This is a genomic window from Mycolicibacterium llatzerense, assembly GCF_025331195.1.
In the GTDB taxonomy this organism is placed as follows: Bacteria; Actinomycetota; Actinomycetes; order Mycobacteriales; family Mycobacteriaceae; genus Mycobacterium; species Mycobacterium llatzerense.
In genome coordinates, this window is the sequence record NZ_LXOV01000015.1 from 85,181 (window position 1) to 101,937 (window position 16,757).

At 66.6% G+C, this 16,757-nt stretch carries 14 protein-coding genes; 8 read left to right on the plus strand and 6 right to left on the minus strand.

Annotated features, from left to right (window positions below):
- Positions 1-23 precede the first annotated feature (23 nt).
- Both A7G45_RS23580 and A7G45_RS23585 read left to right on the plus strand, forming a co-directional pair.
- Positions 24-1,181: a phosphotransferase family protein gene (locus A7G45_RS23580; protein WP_260940613.1), complete on the plus strand. Its 1,158-nt coding sequence runs from the start codon at positions 24-26 to the stop codon at positions 1,179-1,181.
- Positions 1,182-2,297 carry an Rv3169 family protein gene (locus tag A7G45_RS23585; protein ID WP_260940614.1) on the plus strand — a complete coding sequence of 372 codons (1,116 nt, stop codon included), beginning with the start codon at positions 1,182-1,184 and terminating at the stop codon, positions 2,295-2,297.
- 140 nt (positions 2,298-2,437) lie between these two features.
- Here the strand turns inward: A7G45_RS23585 and A7G45_RS23590 are convergent, their stop codons facing one another.
- Both A7G45_RS23590 and A7G45_RS23595 read right to left on the minus strand, forming a co-directional pair.
- Positions 2,438-2,620: a hypothetical protein gene (locus A7G45_RS23590; RefSeq protein WP_043400177.1), complete on the minus strand. Its 183-nt coding sequence runs from the start codon at positions 2,618-2,620 to the stop codon at positions 2,438-2,440.
- Between the two features lie 140 nt (positions 2,621-2,760).
- A complete protein-coding gene (locus A7G45_RS23595; RefSeq protein ID WP_260940616.1) occupies positions 2,761-4,233 on the minus strand; it encodes an acetyl-CoA acetyltransferase in 1,473 nt (490 codons plus the stop codon).
- A 193-nt stretch (positions 4,234-4,426) separates the two neighbouring features.
- Between A7G45_RS23595 and A7G45_RS23600 the strand changes: the two genes are divergently transcribed.
- The 5 genes from A7G45_RS23600 to A7G45_RS23620 all read left to right on the plus strand — a co-directional run bounded on the left by A7G45_RS23600 (position 4,427) and on the right by A7G45_RS23620 (position 10,459).
- Positions 4,427-5,530, plus strand: coding sequence for an acyl-CoA dehydrogenase family protein (locus A7G45_RS23600; RefSeq protein ID WP_260940618.1), 1,104 nt, complete (start codon positions 4,427-4,429; stop codon positions 5,528-5,530).
- 1 nt (position 5,531) lies between these two features.
- Positions 5,532-6,725, plus strand: a complete 1,194-nt coding sequence (locus A7G45_RS23605) for an acyl-CoA dehydrogenase family protein (protein ID WP_260940619.1) — start codon at positions 5,532-5,534, stop codon at positions 6,723-6,725.
- Positions 6,726-6,730: 5 nt separating this feature from the next.
- Positions 6,731-9,115: a CaiB/BaiF CoA-transferase family protein gene (locus A7G45_RS23610; protein WP_260940621.1), complete on the plus strand. Its 2,385-nt coding sequence runs from the start codon at positions 6,731-6,733 to the stop codon at positions 9,113-9,115.
- Positions 9,116-9,126: 11 nt separating this feature from the next.
- Entirely contained in the window at positions 9,127-10,038 is a 912-nt protein-coding gene (locus tag A7G45_RS23615; protein ID WP_260940622.1) for a LysR family transcriptional regulator, read from the plus strand.
- A gap of 82 nt (positions 10,039-10,120) precedes the next feature.
- Positions 10,121-10,459: an MmcQ/YjbR family DNA-binding protein gene (locus A7G45_RS23620; RefSeq protein WP_043400193.1), complete on the plus strand. Its 339-nt coding sequence runs from the start codon at positions 10,121-10,123 to the stop codon at positions 10,457-10,459.
- A 10-nt stretch (positions 10,460-10,469) separates the two neighbouring features.
- Here A7G45_RS23620 and A7G45_RS23625 read toward each other — a convergent pair whose 3' ends face one another.
- The 3 genes from A7G45_RS23625 to A7G45_RS23635 are packed head-to-tail and all read right to left on the minus strand — an operon-like array spanning position 10,470 to position 14,102.
- Complete coding sequence (locus A7G45_RS23625) at positions 10,470-11,939, minus strand: flavin-containing monooxygenase (RefSeq protein ID WP_260940623.1); 1,470 nt, start codon at positions 11,937-11,939, stop codon at positions 10,470-10,472.
- 55 nt (positions 11,940-11,994) lie between these two features.
- Positions 11,995-12,951 carry an alpha/beta fold hydrolase gene (locus tag A7G45_RS23630; RefSeq protein WP_043985311.1) on the minus strand — a complete coding sequence of 319 codons (957 nt, stop codon included), beginning with the start codon at positions 12,949-12,951 and terminating at the stop codon, positions 11,995-11,997.
- 59 nt (positions 12,952-13,010) lie between these two features.
- A complete protein-coding gene (locus A7G45_RS23635) occupies positions 13,011-14,102 on the minus strand; it encodes an NAD(P)-dependent alcohol dehydrogenase (protein WP_043400199.1) in 1,092 nt (363 codons plus the stop codon).
- A 45-nt stretch (positions 14,103-14,147) separates the two neighbouring features.
- Here A7G45_RS23635 and A7G45_RS23640 point away from each other — a divergent pair, with 45 nt between their 5' ends.
- Positions 14,148-15,122, plus strand: a complete 975-nt coding sequence (locus A7G45_RS23640; protein WP_260940625.1) for an NADPH:quinone oxidoreductase family protein — start codon at positions 14,148-14,150, stop codon at positions 15,120-15,122.
- On the opposite strand, the gene A7G45_RS23645 is transcribed toward A7G45_RS23640, so the two are convergent.
- A complete protein-coding gene (locus A7G45_RS23645) occupies positions 15,109-16,722 on the minus strand; it encodes a CocE/NonD family hydrolase (RefSeq protein WP_260940628.1) in 1,614 nt (537 codons plus the stop codon). The two genes, A7G45_RS23640 and A7G45_RS23645, sit on opposite strands and share 14 nt — an antisense overlap.
- Positions 16,723-16,757 lie beyond the last annotated feature (35 nt).

A 16,757-nucleotide genomic window follows, 5' to 3' on the forward strand; every position in this document is an offset into this window, starting at 1 on the left:
ATTATCTCGGGAAGGAAGGCTCCGTGCCGAACCAACCGGCGGAAGGCTCCGTCACGGTCGAAACGAACGTCGACCATATTCAGCGCTCCAGCCGCGACGTGACAACAGTTCCGGACATCCTGTCACAGTGGCTGTCCACTGTGATGGAAGGCGGCATCAAGCCCGATATCACCGTGGAGAGCGGTGTCGACTCCAACGGAATGTCTTCCGAGACAATCATTCTCACGGGCCGCTGGACCGAGGACGGCACGCCGGTGGAGCAGAAGTGGGTCGCGCGGGTCGCGCCGACGACCGAGGACGTTCCCGTCTTCTCCTCCTACCGCCTGGACCACCAATTCGACGTCATGCGCCTGGCCGGCGAACTCACCGACGTCCCGGTCCCCCGGGTCCGCTGGCTGGAGAACACCGGCGAGGTTCTCGGCTCGCCGTTCTTCCTGATGGACTGCGTCGACGGCGTGGTCCCGCCGGACGTGATGCCCTACACCTTCGGCGGTAACTGGTTCGCCGACGCCACCGAAGAGCAGCAGCGCACCCTGCAGGACAGCACCGTCGAGGCCATCGCCAAACTGCACTCGATCCCCGACGCCGACAAGACCTTCAGCTTCCTCCAGGAGATCGATCCCCCAGGCGACACCGCGCTGCGCCGCCACTTCGGCTGGCTCAAGGACTGGTATCAGTACGCGGCCGCGGGCCTCGGCCGCTCCCCACTGGTCGAGCGCGCCCTCGTCTGGCTGGAGGAGAACTTCCCCGATGACGTCGCGGCGTCGGAATCCGTTCTGGTGTGGGGTGATTCGCGCATCGGCAACGTGATGTACCAGGACTTCCGCCCTTCCGCGGTACTGGACTGGGAGATGGCCACGGTCGGTCCCCGCGAGTTCGACGTCTCGTGGATCATCTTCGCGCACAAGGTGTTCCAGGAGCTGTGCGGCCTGGCCGGGCTGCCGGGCCTGCCGGACGTGCTGCGTGAAGAGGACGTGCGCGCGACCTATAAGAAATTCACCGGCGTCGAGGTCGGCGACCTGCACTGGTTCTACATCTACTCCGCCGTCGTGTGGTGCTGTGTGTTCATGCGCACCGGCCACCGTCGCGTCCACTTCGGCGAGATGGAACAGCCCGACGATCTCGAGTCCCTCTTCTACCACAAGTCACTGCTGGAGAAGCTCCTGGAAGGAACCGCCTAAATGCTCGGCCCCATGGACGAATATCCGATCCACCAGGTCCCGCAGCCGATCGCCTGGCCCGGTTCCAGCGACCGGAACTTCTACGACCGCTGCTACTTCAACGCCCACGACCGCACCGGCGACATCTTCGTCATCACGGGCATGGGCTACTACCCCAACCTGGGGGTGAAGGACGCCTACTTCCTCGTGCGCCGCGGCGACACCCAGACCGCCGTCCACCTGTCCGACGCCATCGACCAGGACCGGCTGAACCAGCACGTCGTGGGCTACCGCATCGAGGTCACCGAGCCGCTGCACAAGGTGCGAATCGTGCTCGACGAGACCGAGGGCATCGCCGCCGATCTGACGTGGAACGGCCTGTTCGACGTTGTGCAGGAGCAGCCGCACATCATGCGGCAGGGCAACCGGGTCTCGCTGAATGCGCAGCGCTTCGCCCAATTGGGTTCCTGGAGCGGCTCTCTCGTCATCGACGGCGAGGAGATCAAGGTCAGCCCGGACACGTGGATCGGTTCGCGCGACCGGTCCTGGGGCATCCGCCCCGTCGGCGAGGCCGAGCCTGCCGGCCGCCCGGCCGATCCGCCGTTCGAGGGCATGTGGTGGCTGTACGTGCCGATCGCGTTCGAAGAGTTCTCGCTCGTCATGATCATCCAAGAGGCCCCTGACGGCTTCCGGTCGCTCAACGACTGCACCCGCGTCTGGAAGGACGGCCGGGTCGAGCAGTTGGGCTGGCCGCGCGTGAAGATCCACTACGTCTCAGGCACCCGCATCCCCACCGGTGCCACCATCGAGGCGACGGCGCTGGACGGTTCCCCGATCCGCTTCGACGTGGAATCCAAGCTGCCGGTGCCGATTCACGTGGGCGGCGGCTACGGCGGCGACGCCGACTGGCTGCACGGCACGTGGAAGGGCGAGAAGTTCACCGAGCGACTCACGTACAACATGACCGACCCCGGCATCATCGCCCGCTCCGGCTTCGGCGTCATCGACCACGTCGGTCGTGCCGTATGCCATGAAGGCACCAAGCCTCCGGCCGAAGGCTGGGGCCTGTTCGAGCACGGCGCGCTCGGCCGGCACGATCCGTCGGGCTTCGCGGACTGGCTGACCGTGGCCCCCTAACTTGCTCGCTCGCGAGTAGACAGAAATGTCCCTGACATGCCGTTGTGTCGGGGACATTTCTGTCTACTGGCGCTCGGCGGCCTACCCAGAGGAGGCCACCAGCACGATTCACCAGGGTCACACCGTCAGGCGAAAACGACTCAGAGACGCCACATTTCGCGTTCGGTGGCGGCCTGTTCGAATGCCTTGTGGCGGAAAGTCTCCGGCTGACGCACTTTCGCCGCCAGATGCATCCGGGTCACGAACGCGGCGGTCTTGTCCGACCACCAGTGCATCGCGGCCGCGGCGGGGTGGAAGCCAACAGAAGCAGAGTTGGTCGCCATCGCGGTATCCCTTCACGAACTCCGACAATGCTTTTGAGATCGCACTTCCTCGGCGACGGGCAACGTCGGCATCAGTGCTCAAATTCAGCGACTGAGGTCGTCGATCTATTCCCTGCGGCAAGCCGGTGTTCGCTGTGGGCTTACTGCAGCCCGGCGGTGCCGTCCGGTTTGACGGTCACGGTGGCGCCGGCAAGGTCCTCGCGGGTGCTGGCCTCGGCTTGCGACGAATCGGTGATCACCGCCAATGCCCGGCCGCCGCTGGGCGTACGGACGGCGACGAACACCTTCTCGGGAGCACCGTCACGGGTCACCGGCGTCGTCCACGTCTCGACGGTCCCGGTGCCCGACCAGTCTGCCTCGGCTATGACAGTCGGCTCTGCGTCGACTTCGGATTGCACGTCTTCCCAACGGAATTCATGTATCGGTGGCTGCGTGCTGTAGACGCCGAAGCTGTGTTTGGTCAGGTATCCGCCGTTGGCGGTGATCAGGCCGACCTGGCCGGGATTTGCAGCCAACCGTTCGGCCATGGTGGCGATCGAATGCGAGACGTAGTTGTTCCACGGGCCACCAGCGAAGGTCAGGCCGCCGGTGACCGTCAGCGGGCGCGCCGGATCATCCAGGCCAAGGCCCAATTCACGTGCCGCCACCTGCACTGCCGATGGGAAGCACGAGTACACGTCCACCGCGTCGATGTCGTCGATACCGAGCCCGGTCAGCTCCAGTACCCGTCGGCCGGCGATCTGGATCGCCGGCGACCCCGAGAAACTCGCCCGCTCCCCGATCAGATAGGTGTCATGCGCGTCGGTACCGGCATGCGGAAAGACCCACCGCTCTTTCGGGATCTGTAGCGCCTCGGCCCTGCCCATCGACGTCAGGAGCAGCGCCGCGCCCTGGTCGACCATGTTGTTGGAGTTCATCAGCTTGGTGTACGGCCAGCTGATCATCCGGTTGTCCGGACCGGGCTGCCAAATCTGTTCCGCGGAAACTGCTTCCCGACTCCAGGCGTGCGGATTGCCTTCTGCCACTTGGCTGAACCGCGACCACAGCTCGCCGATCCGGCGGCGGTGCTCGTCCGGTGCCTCCCCCGCGGCGATCCGCAAAGCCTGCTCGAACATCGGGTACACGTGCGACGGCGCCACCAGACCGATCCGGAGTTCGGCGGGACCGGCCATGGTGAACTCGGGATCGGAAGGTGCCAGCGGCACCGAGTTGGACTGCTCGGTGCCGGCCAGACGTTCACCGCGCGCCTTCAACCGCGTCCGGGTCCGCCAGGTCTCACCGCCGGCGATCAACACCACCTCATTGCGGCCCTGCTGAATGTCCAGGCAGGCCTGGTTCACCAGCGACTGCGGCACGTTGCCGCCGACCGGGGTGTACCTCGTCACGGCATCGGGTGCGCCGATGCGCTGAGCCAGCAGCAGACCGGGATCGCGGTATCGCAACGACAGCAGGTTGACGATCCGGACGGCGTCGACCGCCTCGAGGACGCGGGCATCAGCGGCCTCCCGCGCCGCGGCCGCCATCAAGTCCACCGGCTCGCGACCCGGGTTCTCGTCGTACTGGTTGACCTGGCCGTAGCCGACGAGCACCGGGGTCCTGGGATCAAGGGGCATATGTCCACCTTGGCGGCATCGGACCTGCGCTGTAAACGACGAGCACGGAAACCCGCACATGAGCGTTCGGGACATGCAATCGCCTTCGAGTGCCGCAGATGTCCCCAATGGAAACGTGCAGGTGTCGCACAATGCGATTTACAGGGCGGCGGCGTCCACGTTGCATAGACCTGACATGCAGAAGGGTGACCACATGACGATGAGCGTGGCCGAACGCGCCGAACTCGCCGCAGCCGTGAAAGACCTGCTCCGTGAGCATTGCGCCGAAGCCGACGTGCGCCGGGTCATGGGCACCGACGACGGCTTCGATCGCGACCTCTGGAACAAGCTGGCCGCGCAGGGCGTGGCAGGTCTGATCGTCGACCCCGAATACGGCGGCGTCGGGTTGGGGGCGCAGGAGTTGGAGGCGGTCGCCGAGGTCACCGGTGCGGCCTTGTTGCCCGCCCCGTTCCTGTCCAGCGCGGTTTTCACCACGGCATTGATTCAGGCTGCCGGCACTGACGATGACAAGGCCCGGTTGCTCCCGGCTCTGGCGTCGGGAGCCTCGATCGGAACCGTCGCGGCTACCGGAGCCCGTGGCACGTGGGCACCGGACGGTGTTGCGGTTCAGGCAGTTCAGCACGACACGGACTACCGGCTGACGGGCGACGCGCACTACGTACTGGACGGCCAGATCGCCGACGTCCTCATCGTCGTGGCGAAGACCGATCACGGCATCGCGATATTCGAAGTCGCCCCGGACGCACCCGGCTTCGACCGAACCGCCGCAACAGTTTTCGATCCCACCGTCCGGCTGTCGACGTACACCTTCAGTGAGACCCCGGCCCGCCGCATCGGCACCAGCGGCTGGGCTGCCGTCGAGCACGCGTTGTCACTCACGGTCATTGCCCTGGCCGGCGAACAGGTCGGTGGCGCCCGCCACCTCTTCGACATCACCGTCGAATACCTCAAGACCCGAATCCAATTCGGGCGGCCCATCGGCAGCTTCCAGGCGATCAAGCACATGGCCGCTGATCTGTTGCTGGAAGTCGAATCGGCCACGTCCGCCGCGCAGCACGCCGCAGCGCAATTCGACGCCGATCCGGTCGGCGCGGACGGCCCGGTCGCCCTGGCCGGATTCGCTTGTGCGGAGGCCTATCACACCACGGCCATGCAGGCGATCCAGATGCACGGCGGCATTGGCTTCACCTGGGAGCACCCCGCCCATCTGTTCCTGCGCCGAGCTCGCACCGGCCGTCAACTGTTCGGCAGCTCGCGTGATCACCGTGAGCGCTACCTGGCATCGAAGGGGGCCTGACATGAGCAGCACCGCGTCGAACCCGGACGACCTACGCACCGAGGTGCGCGGCTGGCTCGCCCAGAACTGGACCGCGCTGGCGCCATCGGACGATCCCTGGATCAGCTCGCCCGAGGAAATCGCCTGGCGCGAAAAGGTTCTCGATGCCGGATACGCCGTTCCCACCTATCCGGCTGACTGGTTCGGCCGTGGGTACCCGAGCAAACTCGCGGCGGTGATCCAGCAGGAGTTCCGCGCCGTCAAGGCCCCCGGCGCCTGCCAGGACAAGCACAACATCCCGGCCAACACGCTGTTCGCGTTCGGTACCGATGAACTGAAACACGAACTGCTGCGCGACTTTCTGACCGGAGCGGCCCGCACCTGCCTGCTCTACAGCGAGCCCGGCGCCGGATCCGATCTGGCCGGGGTGAGCACGACGGCGGTGCGCGACGGCGACCGCTGGGTGGTCAACGGCCAGAAGGTGTGGACCTCTGGTGCGGCGACGTCGGAGTACGGCCTGTTGATCGCACGCACCGACTGGGATGTGCCCAAGCACAAGGGCATGAGCTACTTCATCATCCCGATGCGCCAGCCGGGCATCGAGGTACGGCCGCTGGTCCAGATCACCGGCGAAGCGCACTTCAACGAGGTGTTCATCTCTGACGCCAGTGTGCCCAACGCGAATCTCATTGGCGGAGAGGGCAATGGCTGGCGAGTATTGCAGACCGCACTCGCCTACGAACGGTCCATCATGGGTGACGGCGGACGCGGGTCACGCAACAAGTCGAAGGCCGACAGCCTCGTCGAGCTGGCTGGCGAGCACGGACGCCTCGACGACGCCGCGCTGCGGGAGAAGCTGGCGAATGTGCTGGCGCTGCGGGAACTCAACCGGCTCAACAATCTTCGCGCCAAGGCGGCCACCAGCCAGGGCACGTCGAGTTCGATCATGTCCCTCGGCAAGCTCGCGATGTCGCGAATCCTGCACTCCGAGGCTGCGTTGAAGACCGACATCATCGGGACAGAATCGCTGTTGGCAGGTCCCGGCAACCCCGAGGCCGATGACGTGAACTTTCTATCGCTCAACGCGTTCTTCACCTCGATCGGCGGTGGCACCGACCAGATTCAGCGCACCATCATCGGCGAACGCGTATTGGGGCTGGCGAAGGAACCCGAGACCGATCGCGACATTCCATTCCGCCAGGCGCGACGCAGTTGACGACCATGGCCTACGACCCGCCCCTGGCCGGGGTCGAGATTCTCGATCTGACGGCGGGACCCATCACCGCCGTCGGCCGGTTGCTGGCCGACCTCGGTGCCCACGTCACGGCGGTGAACCTGGCCGGAGTGACCGCAGACGACGTTGTCGGACCGAACATCGACGGAGTGCCGATCGGTACCGCCATCAACCGCCACGGCGTCCCCACGGTCGAGGTCGATATGTCGACACCGGCCGGCCGGCAGTCATGGGTGACGATGTTGGCCGCAGCTGACATCCTCATCGAGAACACGCCTCCTGGGACTGCAGCCGAAGAGTCCTTGGCGGTCAAGCAGATTCACGCTGACCATCCGTCGCTGGTCATCCTGTCCATCAGTGACTTCGGCCGCGATACGCGATATTGCAACTGGCAAGCCACCACACCGGTGCTGCATGCGTTGACCAGTGAGTTGTCCCGGTCGGGCATTCCGGGCCAGGCACCGCTGGTGCCACCGAGTGCGGACCTGCCCTATCACGTCGCCGCAGCTCAGGCCGCCTTCTTCACACTGTGTGTGTTTCTGGATCGGTTGCGCACGGGCACAGGCGATCTCATCGATTTCTCCGTGCTGGAGGGGGCGATGCAGACCCTCGATCCGCCGTTCGGGACGGCAGGCAGCGCGGCGGCGGGCGTGCCCATCAGCGAACAGCAGCGGGACTGGGTCGCCGAGCAGCAGCGCTATCCGATCATCAAATGCAAGGACGGCCACGTCCGCATGTGTGTGTTGGCAAAACGCCAGTGGCAGGGCATGTTCGAGTGGATGGGGCGCCCGGAGGAGTTCGCCGACCCGAAGTTCAACAGCCTCCGCGAGCGCTTCGCGTCCGCGACGTTGTTCGGGGCCATCGAGCAATTCTGTTCGGATAAGACGCGCGCGGATCTCGAGCTCGCGGGACAACGGCACGGTGTGCCGACGGCCGCGGTGCTGAGCCTGGCCGAGGCGCTGTCCACGGAACAGGTTGCCGCGCGCGGATTCTTCCGCGAGACGGAGCTCTCCCCCGGCCTGACGGCACCGGTGCCGGTCGGCGTCGTCGAGGTCGACGGGTACCGGGCCAGCAGCCTCAACTTCGACACATCGCAACACCAGCGGCTCCGCAACGCCCCCATGCTCACCGAGCGCGACCGCGCCGGTCTCGGACTCCCGCTGGAGGGTCTGCGCGTATTGGACCTCGGCGTCATCGTGGTCGGCAGCGACACCGGCCGTCTGTTCGCCGACCTCGGTGCCGACGTCGTCAAGATCGAGAACTCCGCCTTCCCCGACGGGCTGCGCATCAGCCTCACTCGCATGACGCAGGCCTATGCGGCCGGCCACCGGAACAAGCGGTCTATCGGCATCGATCTCCGGTCCGACGAAGGCCGGGCGCTGGCCCATCAGTTGGTAGCGCAGTCGGACGTCGTCCTGAGCAACTTCAAACCCGGTGTGGCAGCTGCACTCGGCATGGACTTCGCCGCGCTGCAGCAGATCAATCCGGGCATCGTGGTCGTCGACAGCTCGGCGTACGGGCCCACCGGACCGTGGGCGAAACGACTCGGCTACGGACCGTTGGTGCGCGCCGCGGCGGGCTTCACCAAGTTGTGGACGTACCCGGATGACCCAGATGCCTTCTGCGACACCGTGACGGTGTACCCCGATCACGTGGCCGCGCGGATCGGCGCGGTGAGTGCGGTCGCGCTGCTGCTGCGCCGCGAACGCAGCGGCCGCGGTGGATCGGCGAGCATCGCACAAGCGGAAGTGATGCTCAGTCACCTGGCCGACGACATCGCCGGCGAAGTGCTCACCAGCCGCGGTCATGCTCCCGATGATCAGCCGGCTCACGACGCACCCTGGGGCGTATTTCCCGGCGCCGGCGACGACACCTGGATCGCGGTGACGGTCCGCGACAACGCCGACTGGTCGGCGTTGTGCGCGGTGATCGACCGGCCCGACCTCGGCGCCGACGTAGAGCTCCGTTCCCCGGCCGGGCGGCACCGCCAGCGCGCGCGGCTCGATGAGGCACTCAGTGCGTGGACGTCCCGGCGCACACCGGCGGACGCGATGGCGCAACTGCAGGCAGCAGGCGTCCCGGCAGGGGCTGTGCTGCACGCCGTGGAGGTCCCCACCTGGGACTACTACGTGGAGCGCCGGGCGTTCCGCGAGGAACTGCATCCGCACGGGGCCGCACCGTTCATGATGGAGAACGTGCAAATCCATGCTGACCTCATCCCCGATCCCCTGCTGGGGCAGGCGCCCCTGCTCGGGGAGCAGACCCGCGAGGTCGCAGCCGAACTCCTCGGCTTGGACGACGACAAGATCGAAGAACTGATCGCGCGGGGCGTTCTCGAAGTACCTGCGGCAGCGGCACATTCGGGACGGTAACCGACACCCGCATGGAAATCGATTTCACCCGGCTTCGCTACTTCGTCGCTGTCGCAGAAGAGCTGCACTTCAAACGCGCCGCCGACCGGTTGATGATCACCCCTCCTCCGCTCAGTAAGCAGATCAAACTGCTGGAGCGGGAATTGGGCGGCGAGCTGTTCGAGCGGACGTACCACGAAGTCCGTCTGACGCCGTTGGGGGCACAGCTGCTGGAACCGGCACGCGACATCCTGCGGCGGGTCGAGGAGCTGAAGTCCACCGCGTCTCGAATCACACAGGCCAGCAACCCGATTCGTATCGGGGCGACCGCTTATGCACCGTCGGACTTCACGGCCAGGTTCGAGCGGGCGGTGGCCGGCCTGGCGATGCCCACCGAGTTCAGCGTGCCCGGGTCAGCGGCCGAGGTCATCGCCAAACTGGTTTCCGGGCATCTCGAGCTGGGCCTGATCCACCTGCCGTCCGCTGACAAACGCATCCGGCACCGGGTGGTGGCCACCTATCCGGGCGCGGCCGCGGTGCGGTTCGACGATCCGTTGGCCGCCAATGACATCATCGCGATCGAGGACCTGCGGGACCGCGACGTGGTGATCGACTTCGCGCGGCCCAATCCCGTCGTGCTGGCGCAGATGACGCGGGGCCTCAACGCGCGGGGCGTCACGCGTATCGTGCGGGCCGTCAGCCAGTTGGGCGGCGAACTCGAGATGGCCAGTCACGTGTTCAACAGGTATCTCGTCGCGCTGGTCAGCTACGCGCCGGCCTCGACGCTCGGCCGAATCTTTTCGCCGCCCGAGTTCAAGCTGATCCCGATCGACGAAAGTACTTGGGCGCCGGCCAAAATCGCACTTGCGTGGGCACCGGACCGGTTGAGCAACCGGTCCGAGATCGAGGCGATCGTGGAACAGCTCGCCGCTGTGCTCTCGTAGCCCCTGAGTACCTGTCACCGCACAGCGGTAGGCTGCCTCGACGATCAGATTTCACCAAGGTGGCCCCGGAAGGTTCGATACCGTGCTCGACGCCGACGATGTGCGCCGCATCGCGCTGTCCCTCCCCGAGACCACCGAGAAGGAGCGTTGGGGTCATCCGACGTTCGACGTGGCGCGCAAGATGTTCGTCACCGTGCCCGACGATGAGACCTCTTTCGCGGTGCGCTGCCCCAGATTTGACCGCGAAGAGTTGATCGCCGCAGAACCACACAAATTCTGGGTGCCGCGGCACGAGGCGGCGTCGTCCTGGGTTCGGGTTCGGCTCGATGCCCTCGATGATGTCCAGGAATTGACCGACATTCTCCTCGACTCCTGGCGGCTGGCCGCCCCGGGCAGACTCACCGAGCCCGGGGAATCCTGATCAGGACGGGTCAGACCCGCTGCCTCACCCGGCCGAAGACCATGGACTCTTCGATGCGGTCGAAGCGGTGGTCGATGACGTCGAGCACGTAGTTGTGCCGCACGTGCCACGGCCGATGGGTACCCGACTTGGGCAGCGCGTGGGGGTTGCGGTTGATGTAGCCGGCGTCGAGGTCGAAGGTCTTCTTCTCGGCCATCGGTGCCGCGCCCAGATGCGGGTACGCGTGGGTGTAGCCGTGAGTGTCCATGTACTCCACCAGCTTTGCGAATGCTCGCGCCGTCATATCGGCACGCAGGGTCCATGACGCATTCGTGTAGCCCAGGCACCAGGCCATGTTGGGTACGTCCTCGAGCAGGAACTCCTTGTAGACGAACCGGTCGGACGGAGTGATCGGGTCACCGTCGACTGCCAGGGAGATGCCGCCGAGGGCCTGCAACTCCAGCCCCGTCGCCGTCACGATGATGTCGGCATCAACGCGCGCACCGGATTTCAGCACGATGCCGGTCGCATCGACGTGGTCGATGTGGTCGGTGATGACCTCTGCGCGACCGTCGCCGATGGCCGTGAAGATATCCCGGTCGAGCACGGCGCAGAGGCGTTGATCCCATGGGTCGTACTTCGGGTTGAAGTGCACGTCTACCGGGTAACCGTCCGGCAGGGCGGCCATGGCGCGGCTGCGGATGAGCCGTCGCCCGCCCTTCGGGAACTTGCGGAGCAGGTTGTAGCTGAGCACCCCGATGAGCACATTGCGGAACCACACGATGCGGTGGGCGAGCCTGTCCGGCAACAGCTTCCGGATGAAGTTGACCATCGGGTCGATCTGCCACTGCGACATCAGGTAGGTGGGCGACCGCTGCAGCATCGTCACCTTGGCGGCGGTCTTCGCCATCGCGGGTACCAGGCTGACGGCAGTTGCGCCGCTGCCGATCACCACCACCTTCTTGCCGGCGTAATCCAGTGACTCCGGCCAGAACTGCGGGTGGACGACCTCGCCGGTGAAGCTGTCGATGCCGGGGAAATCAGGGGTGTACCCCTGGTCGTAGTTGTAATAACCGGTGCCGCAGAACAGGAATCGGGCACGGTAGGACCTGGCTTCACCGTCTTGCACGGTCTGCACCGTCCAGGTGTCGGTCTCCGAATCCCAATTGGCCGACTGGACATGGGTGTTGAAGGTGATGTGACGGTCGATGCCATGGGTGTGCGCCGCGGTGGTCAGGTACTCGCGGATGTGGTCGCCGTCGGCGATGTTCTCCGGTCTGGTCCACGGCTGGTACGGGAAGCTCAGCGTGAAGATGTCGCTGTCCGAACGAATTCCTGGATAGCGGAACAGATCCCAGGTGCCGCCGATGCGCGTCCGCCGCTCGAGGATCGCGTACTTCAGCTGCGGGTTGCGTTGGTGCAGCCGGTACGCGGCGCCGATGCCGGAGATACCGGCGCCGATGATCAACACATCGAGGAACTCGCCGTCGCTGCCCGTCATGAATCTCCCTTGATCAAATCCGGTACCGCCGGTTTCACCTTAGGACATCACGGTCCTAGGCCGTCGAGCTGTGGGCCGACCCGACAAGCAGCGCCCGCAAATGCTGATTGACCTCGTCGGGACGCTCCAGGTTCGCGCAGTGCCCGCCACCCAATTCGACGAACGACCAGAGATTCGGCACGCTCCTGGCGATCCGGCGGGACGCCGCGATGGGCAACAGCCGGTCCTTGGTGCTGCCGATGACCAGCGCCGGCACCGTCAGGCTGTCGAGGCCGATGTGATGAGCATCGAGGTTGTCCACCAGCGCGTTGACCCACCCGCTGCGGCCGGCGGCAGACGTGCCCATGAACAGTTCGTAGACGTAGTCGGCGACCGCAGGGTCGGCGTCACGACCGACAGCGATCATGGCGACGAACTGGCGCGCTGCCTTGCGCGAACCCGGCACCAACGGGGCCCCGCCGAAGGTCTTGAGAATGCGGCCGGCCGCATAGGCCCGGGATTTCGCCAATGAGTTCGGGACCTGCGCCAGTTGGACCAGCTTCAGCAGGTCCCCGGTGGTGGTGTTGATCAGGGCGACGGCGTCCGCACACTCGGTGACGCGCTGCGGGTAGCGCTGCGCCCAGGACGTGATGGCGATACCGCCCATCGAATGCCCGGCGATGACGGCCCGCTCCCCTGGCCTGAGGGTCGCGCTCAACACCGCATCGAGGTCGGCCGCGAGAAAGTCGAGGTTGTACTTGTGGCGGCCTTTGGGAGCTGCGCTCTGCCCGTGCCCGCGGTGGTCGTAGGCGATGACGCGGTAATCGGACGCCAGGTCAGCGATCTGGTTACCCCATACGCCGATGGCGCAGGTGATGCCGTGGGCGAAGACGATCGGCTGCCCATGCTCAGGACCGAACACCTCGGCGTGCAGTCGGGTGCCGTCTACCGCTGCGATCTCCAGCGAACGGCCTGGTGGCAGGGCTGCGGGACGTCCCGGTTTGACCAATTGGGGCTGATTGAAGACGGTCATACTGCTCCATTCGGGTTCGGCGACGTTGCCGGCGGGACATCCCGTACCAGCGAGCCTACCTAAACAACCAGCACAGGTTTGACTGCGCGACCGGCCGCGGCGTCCGACCAGGCGTCGGCGAAGCGGTCGAACTCGTATGTCCGTACCAGTTTGTCGACGGGCAACTCGCCCCGAAGGACGTGCCCGGCCAGCCGTGGGATGAAGCTGTGCGGCTCGCTGTCGCCTTCGATGACGCCCTGCACCCGCAGCCCGTTGGCCAGGATCAGACCGACGGGCAGCTCTGCGGTCAGCGCGCCCAGCCCGACGAGCGCGAGACTGCCGCACTTGCGCAGCAGCGTCAGCGCGGTGCTGATGACGTCACCGCGCGCGGTGGTGTCGACGGCCAGGGTCGCTCCACCGCCGGTGAGTTCCATGATCTCGGCCGGCAGGGTCTCCGAAGCCGAGTCGACGGCCCCAGTGGCGCCCAATTCGATTGCCAGCGAACGTCGTTCGGCAATCGGGTCGACGGCGATGATCGCGCGGCACCCGGCGATCCGGGCACCCATCACCGCCGACAGACCCACCGCGCCCGCGCCCCACACGACCAGCGCGTCGGCCGGTCCCGCGGCCAACGTGTTCAGCACCGCACCGACCCCGGTCTGCACACTGCAGGCCAGCGGCGCCGCCAGCTGTGCGTCGATACCGTCCGGCAGGACCACGACATTGGACGTGTTGGCCAGCGCGTGGGTGGCGAAGCTGGACTGCCCGAAAAATCCACCGCGAACCGGGCGACCGTCCAGCCGCAGAGCGCTCGTCTCGTCACCGCGGTCGCCCGCCATGTTCAGGCGGGTGGCGTTGTCGCAGTATGCGGGCGTGTCGGACGAGCATGCGGCGCACTGCGAGCAACTGGCGAAGGTCAGAACGACCTGCCTTCCGACGTCGATGCGGGCGTCCGGGCCCGCGGCCAGGACGGTGCCTGCGCCTTCGTGGCCGAACACCATGGGCAGTCGCTTCTCCGGCCAGCGTGCTGCCGTGCTGATGTCGGTATGGCAGATGCCGACCGCATTGATGCCGACCAGCACCTCGTTGCCCTGCGGCTCGCGAATCTGGACGTCGGCCAGTTCGGGGGCCGAACCCGGGCGAAGCAACACCGCGGCACGTGCATCGATCATGCCGGGATGTTAGATGGTGACATCCTGCGACGAATTGAGGACACCATGCGCGCCATACAGATCGCCCGGTTGGACGGCCCGTCAGCAGCCGAACTGAACGAGATTCCCGAACCCGACGCCGCCGCCGGCACCGTGGTGATCGAGGTGCACGCGGCCGGTGTCGCTTTCCCTGACGCGCTGCAGTCCCGCGGTCTCTATCAGCACAAGCCCGAGCTGCCCTACACCCCCGGCGCCGAGCTCGCGGGTGTGGTGCGCAGCGCGCCCGAGGGCGCGCATGTGGCGGCCGGAGACCGGGTGGCCGCATTGACCATGCTGTCCGGTGCCATGGCCGAAGTCGTTGCACTACCGGCTGATCGGGTCTTCAAGCTGCCAGACACGGTGTCGTTCGAGGCCGGCGCCGGATTGCTGTTCAACGACCTGACGGTGCACTGCGCGCTGCGCACCCGTGGCCGCCTGAGCCCGGGCGAGACGGTGCTGGTCCACGGCGCCGCCGGCGGCATCGGCACATCGACCCTGCGGCTGGCCCCGGCGTTCGGGGCAGCCCGCACCATCGCGGTGGTGAGCTCCGAGGCCAAGGCCGAAATCGCGCGCGCTGCAGGTGCTTCCGATGTCGTGCTGGCCGACGGCTTCAAGGACTCGGTGCGCGAGCTGACTGGCGGGCGGGGCGTCGATCTGATCCTGGACCCGGTGGGCGGCGACCGGTTCACCGACTCCCTTCGATCGCTGGCACCGGGTGGCCGGCTGCTGGTCGTGGGGTTCACCGGCGGCGATATCCCGACAGTCAAGGTCAATCGACTACTGCTCAACAACGTCGACGCGGTGGGTGTCGGCTGGGGCGCGTGGGCCATGACCCACCCCGGCTATCTCGCCGAACAGTGGGCCGAGCTGGAGCCGCTGCTGGCGTCCGGCGCGGTGGTCCCGCCGGCGCCCGAGGTGTATCCGCTGGAGCGGGCCGCGGACGCCATCGCATCGCTGGAAAACCGTTCCGCCAAAGGCAAAGTGGTGGTCAGGGTCCGCTGACCGGCAGCACCAACCGGGACTGCCCGCCGTCGCCGTGCGCGACGGTGTGCAGCGAGGGCACCATCCGGGTCGCCGTCGCCAGCGGATCACCGGTGCCCAGATTGCGTGCGTACCGCGGGAAACAGCCACCGGCGATCAGCAGCCGGATCCGGTGGCCTGCCGCGAATCGGTATGCGGTCGCGTCGAGTTCCAGGCGGAGCAATGCCTCGGGGGCGTCGGCCGCGGTGAGCCGCAGGTATCCGTCGGTGACGTTGGTCGAATGCCCATCGGGCGCAACGTCACTGATCCGCACGAACACGTCGGCGTGCGGGTTGTCGGTGCGATGGTCCAGATCGACGTACGGCGTTCCGATGACGTCGAGGTCAGCCGCGAGCACGGGGCTGGTGAAGGACAGCACATCGGATCGCTCGGCCAGCTCGGTGTCGTCGATGTAGCCGGACTTGCCGGAAACCAGAAGGCGCCCACCGATACTCGGCGTCGGGTCGGCCGGGTCATAGACAAATGTGGACGACGTCCCAGTGTCCGGCGGAGTGTCTGCGAGGGCGCCACCAGGGTGCAGGTGCCACACCCGTTCGGCGGCCGGCGGCGGCCACTCCTGCATCTCGAGCCAGTCACCGCCGGCAACGCAGATCCGCACCGGGGCCGCGGCGCGGCGTGATCCGTCCAACCACAAGACGGATTCTTTGATGGCTTCGGTGCCGCCGGACCCGTGGGTCCACGGCCCCACGGTCAGCGCCACCTCGACGCCACGGGCCCGCAGCCGCCGGTACTGCTCCAGGGTCTGGTCCACGAATACGTCCTGCCACCCGGTGATCAGCAGCACTGGGCCGCGCAGATTGTCGAGCGCTGCCGCGACACCGTTCTCCGCCCAGTACGGCGATGACGGATCGGGCTGTTCGAGCCATGCGTTGAACCACGGCGTACGGCCACCCAGCAGTTCAGCTGCCGCCGGATCGAGCGGCAGGGTCTCCACGACCGGCTTGAGGGTTCGGGGCGTGGCCATGCCGCGGAGGATCTGACGGATCCAGCCGCCACGGTGCTGCCAGGCCACCTGATAGCTCCAACCCAGGAAGTCACCGAGGGCGAATGATCCTGTGCTCCAAACTGAATGACCGAAATCGTGCGGCGCCATGGTGATCACCGAGGTGGTCAGGTCAGCAGGTTGGTCGACGAGCAGCGCCAGCTGGGTGAAGCCGAGGTAGGACGCACCGACGGTGGCGAATTCTCCTGCATACCAAGGTTGTTCACGCAGCCACTGGACTGTGTCGGCACCGTCGTCGACCTCGTGTCGACCGGGCTCGAACGCACCGTCGGACCCGAAGGTCCCGCGCGTGCTCTGCAGCACGACATGGAAGCCCTGCCCGGCATACAACCCCGCGAACACCCGGTTGGGCAGCCCGTCACGACCGTACGGACCCCGCATCAGCAACGTGCCGGCCGGCTTGCGGACCCGCGGCGCGTAGTGATCGGCCAACAGGACGGCGCCGTCGCGCATGGGTACCGGAAGCGAGCGCTCCACCCGGAAGCTCTTGGCGCGCGGCAAACCCAAGCGGCGGGTCAGTGCGCGGGCACCGAGCCACGCCAGGGTGTCGCGTCGCACGTCGCACTCTCCTCGTCCTGTCGTGGGTCTGCGAC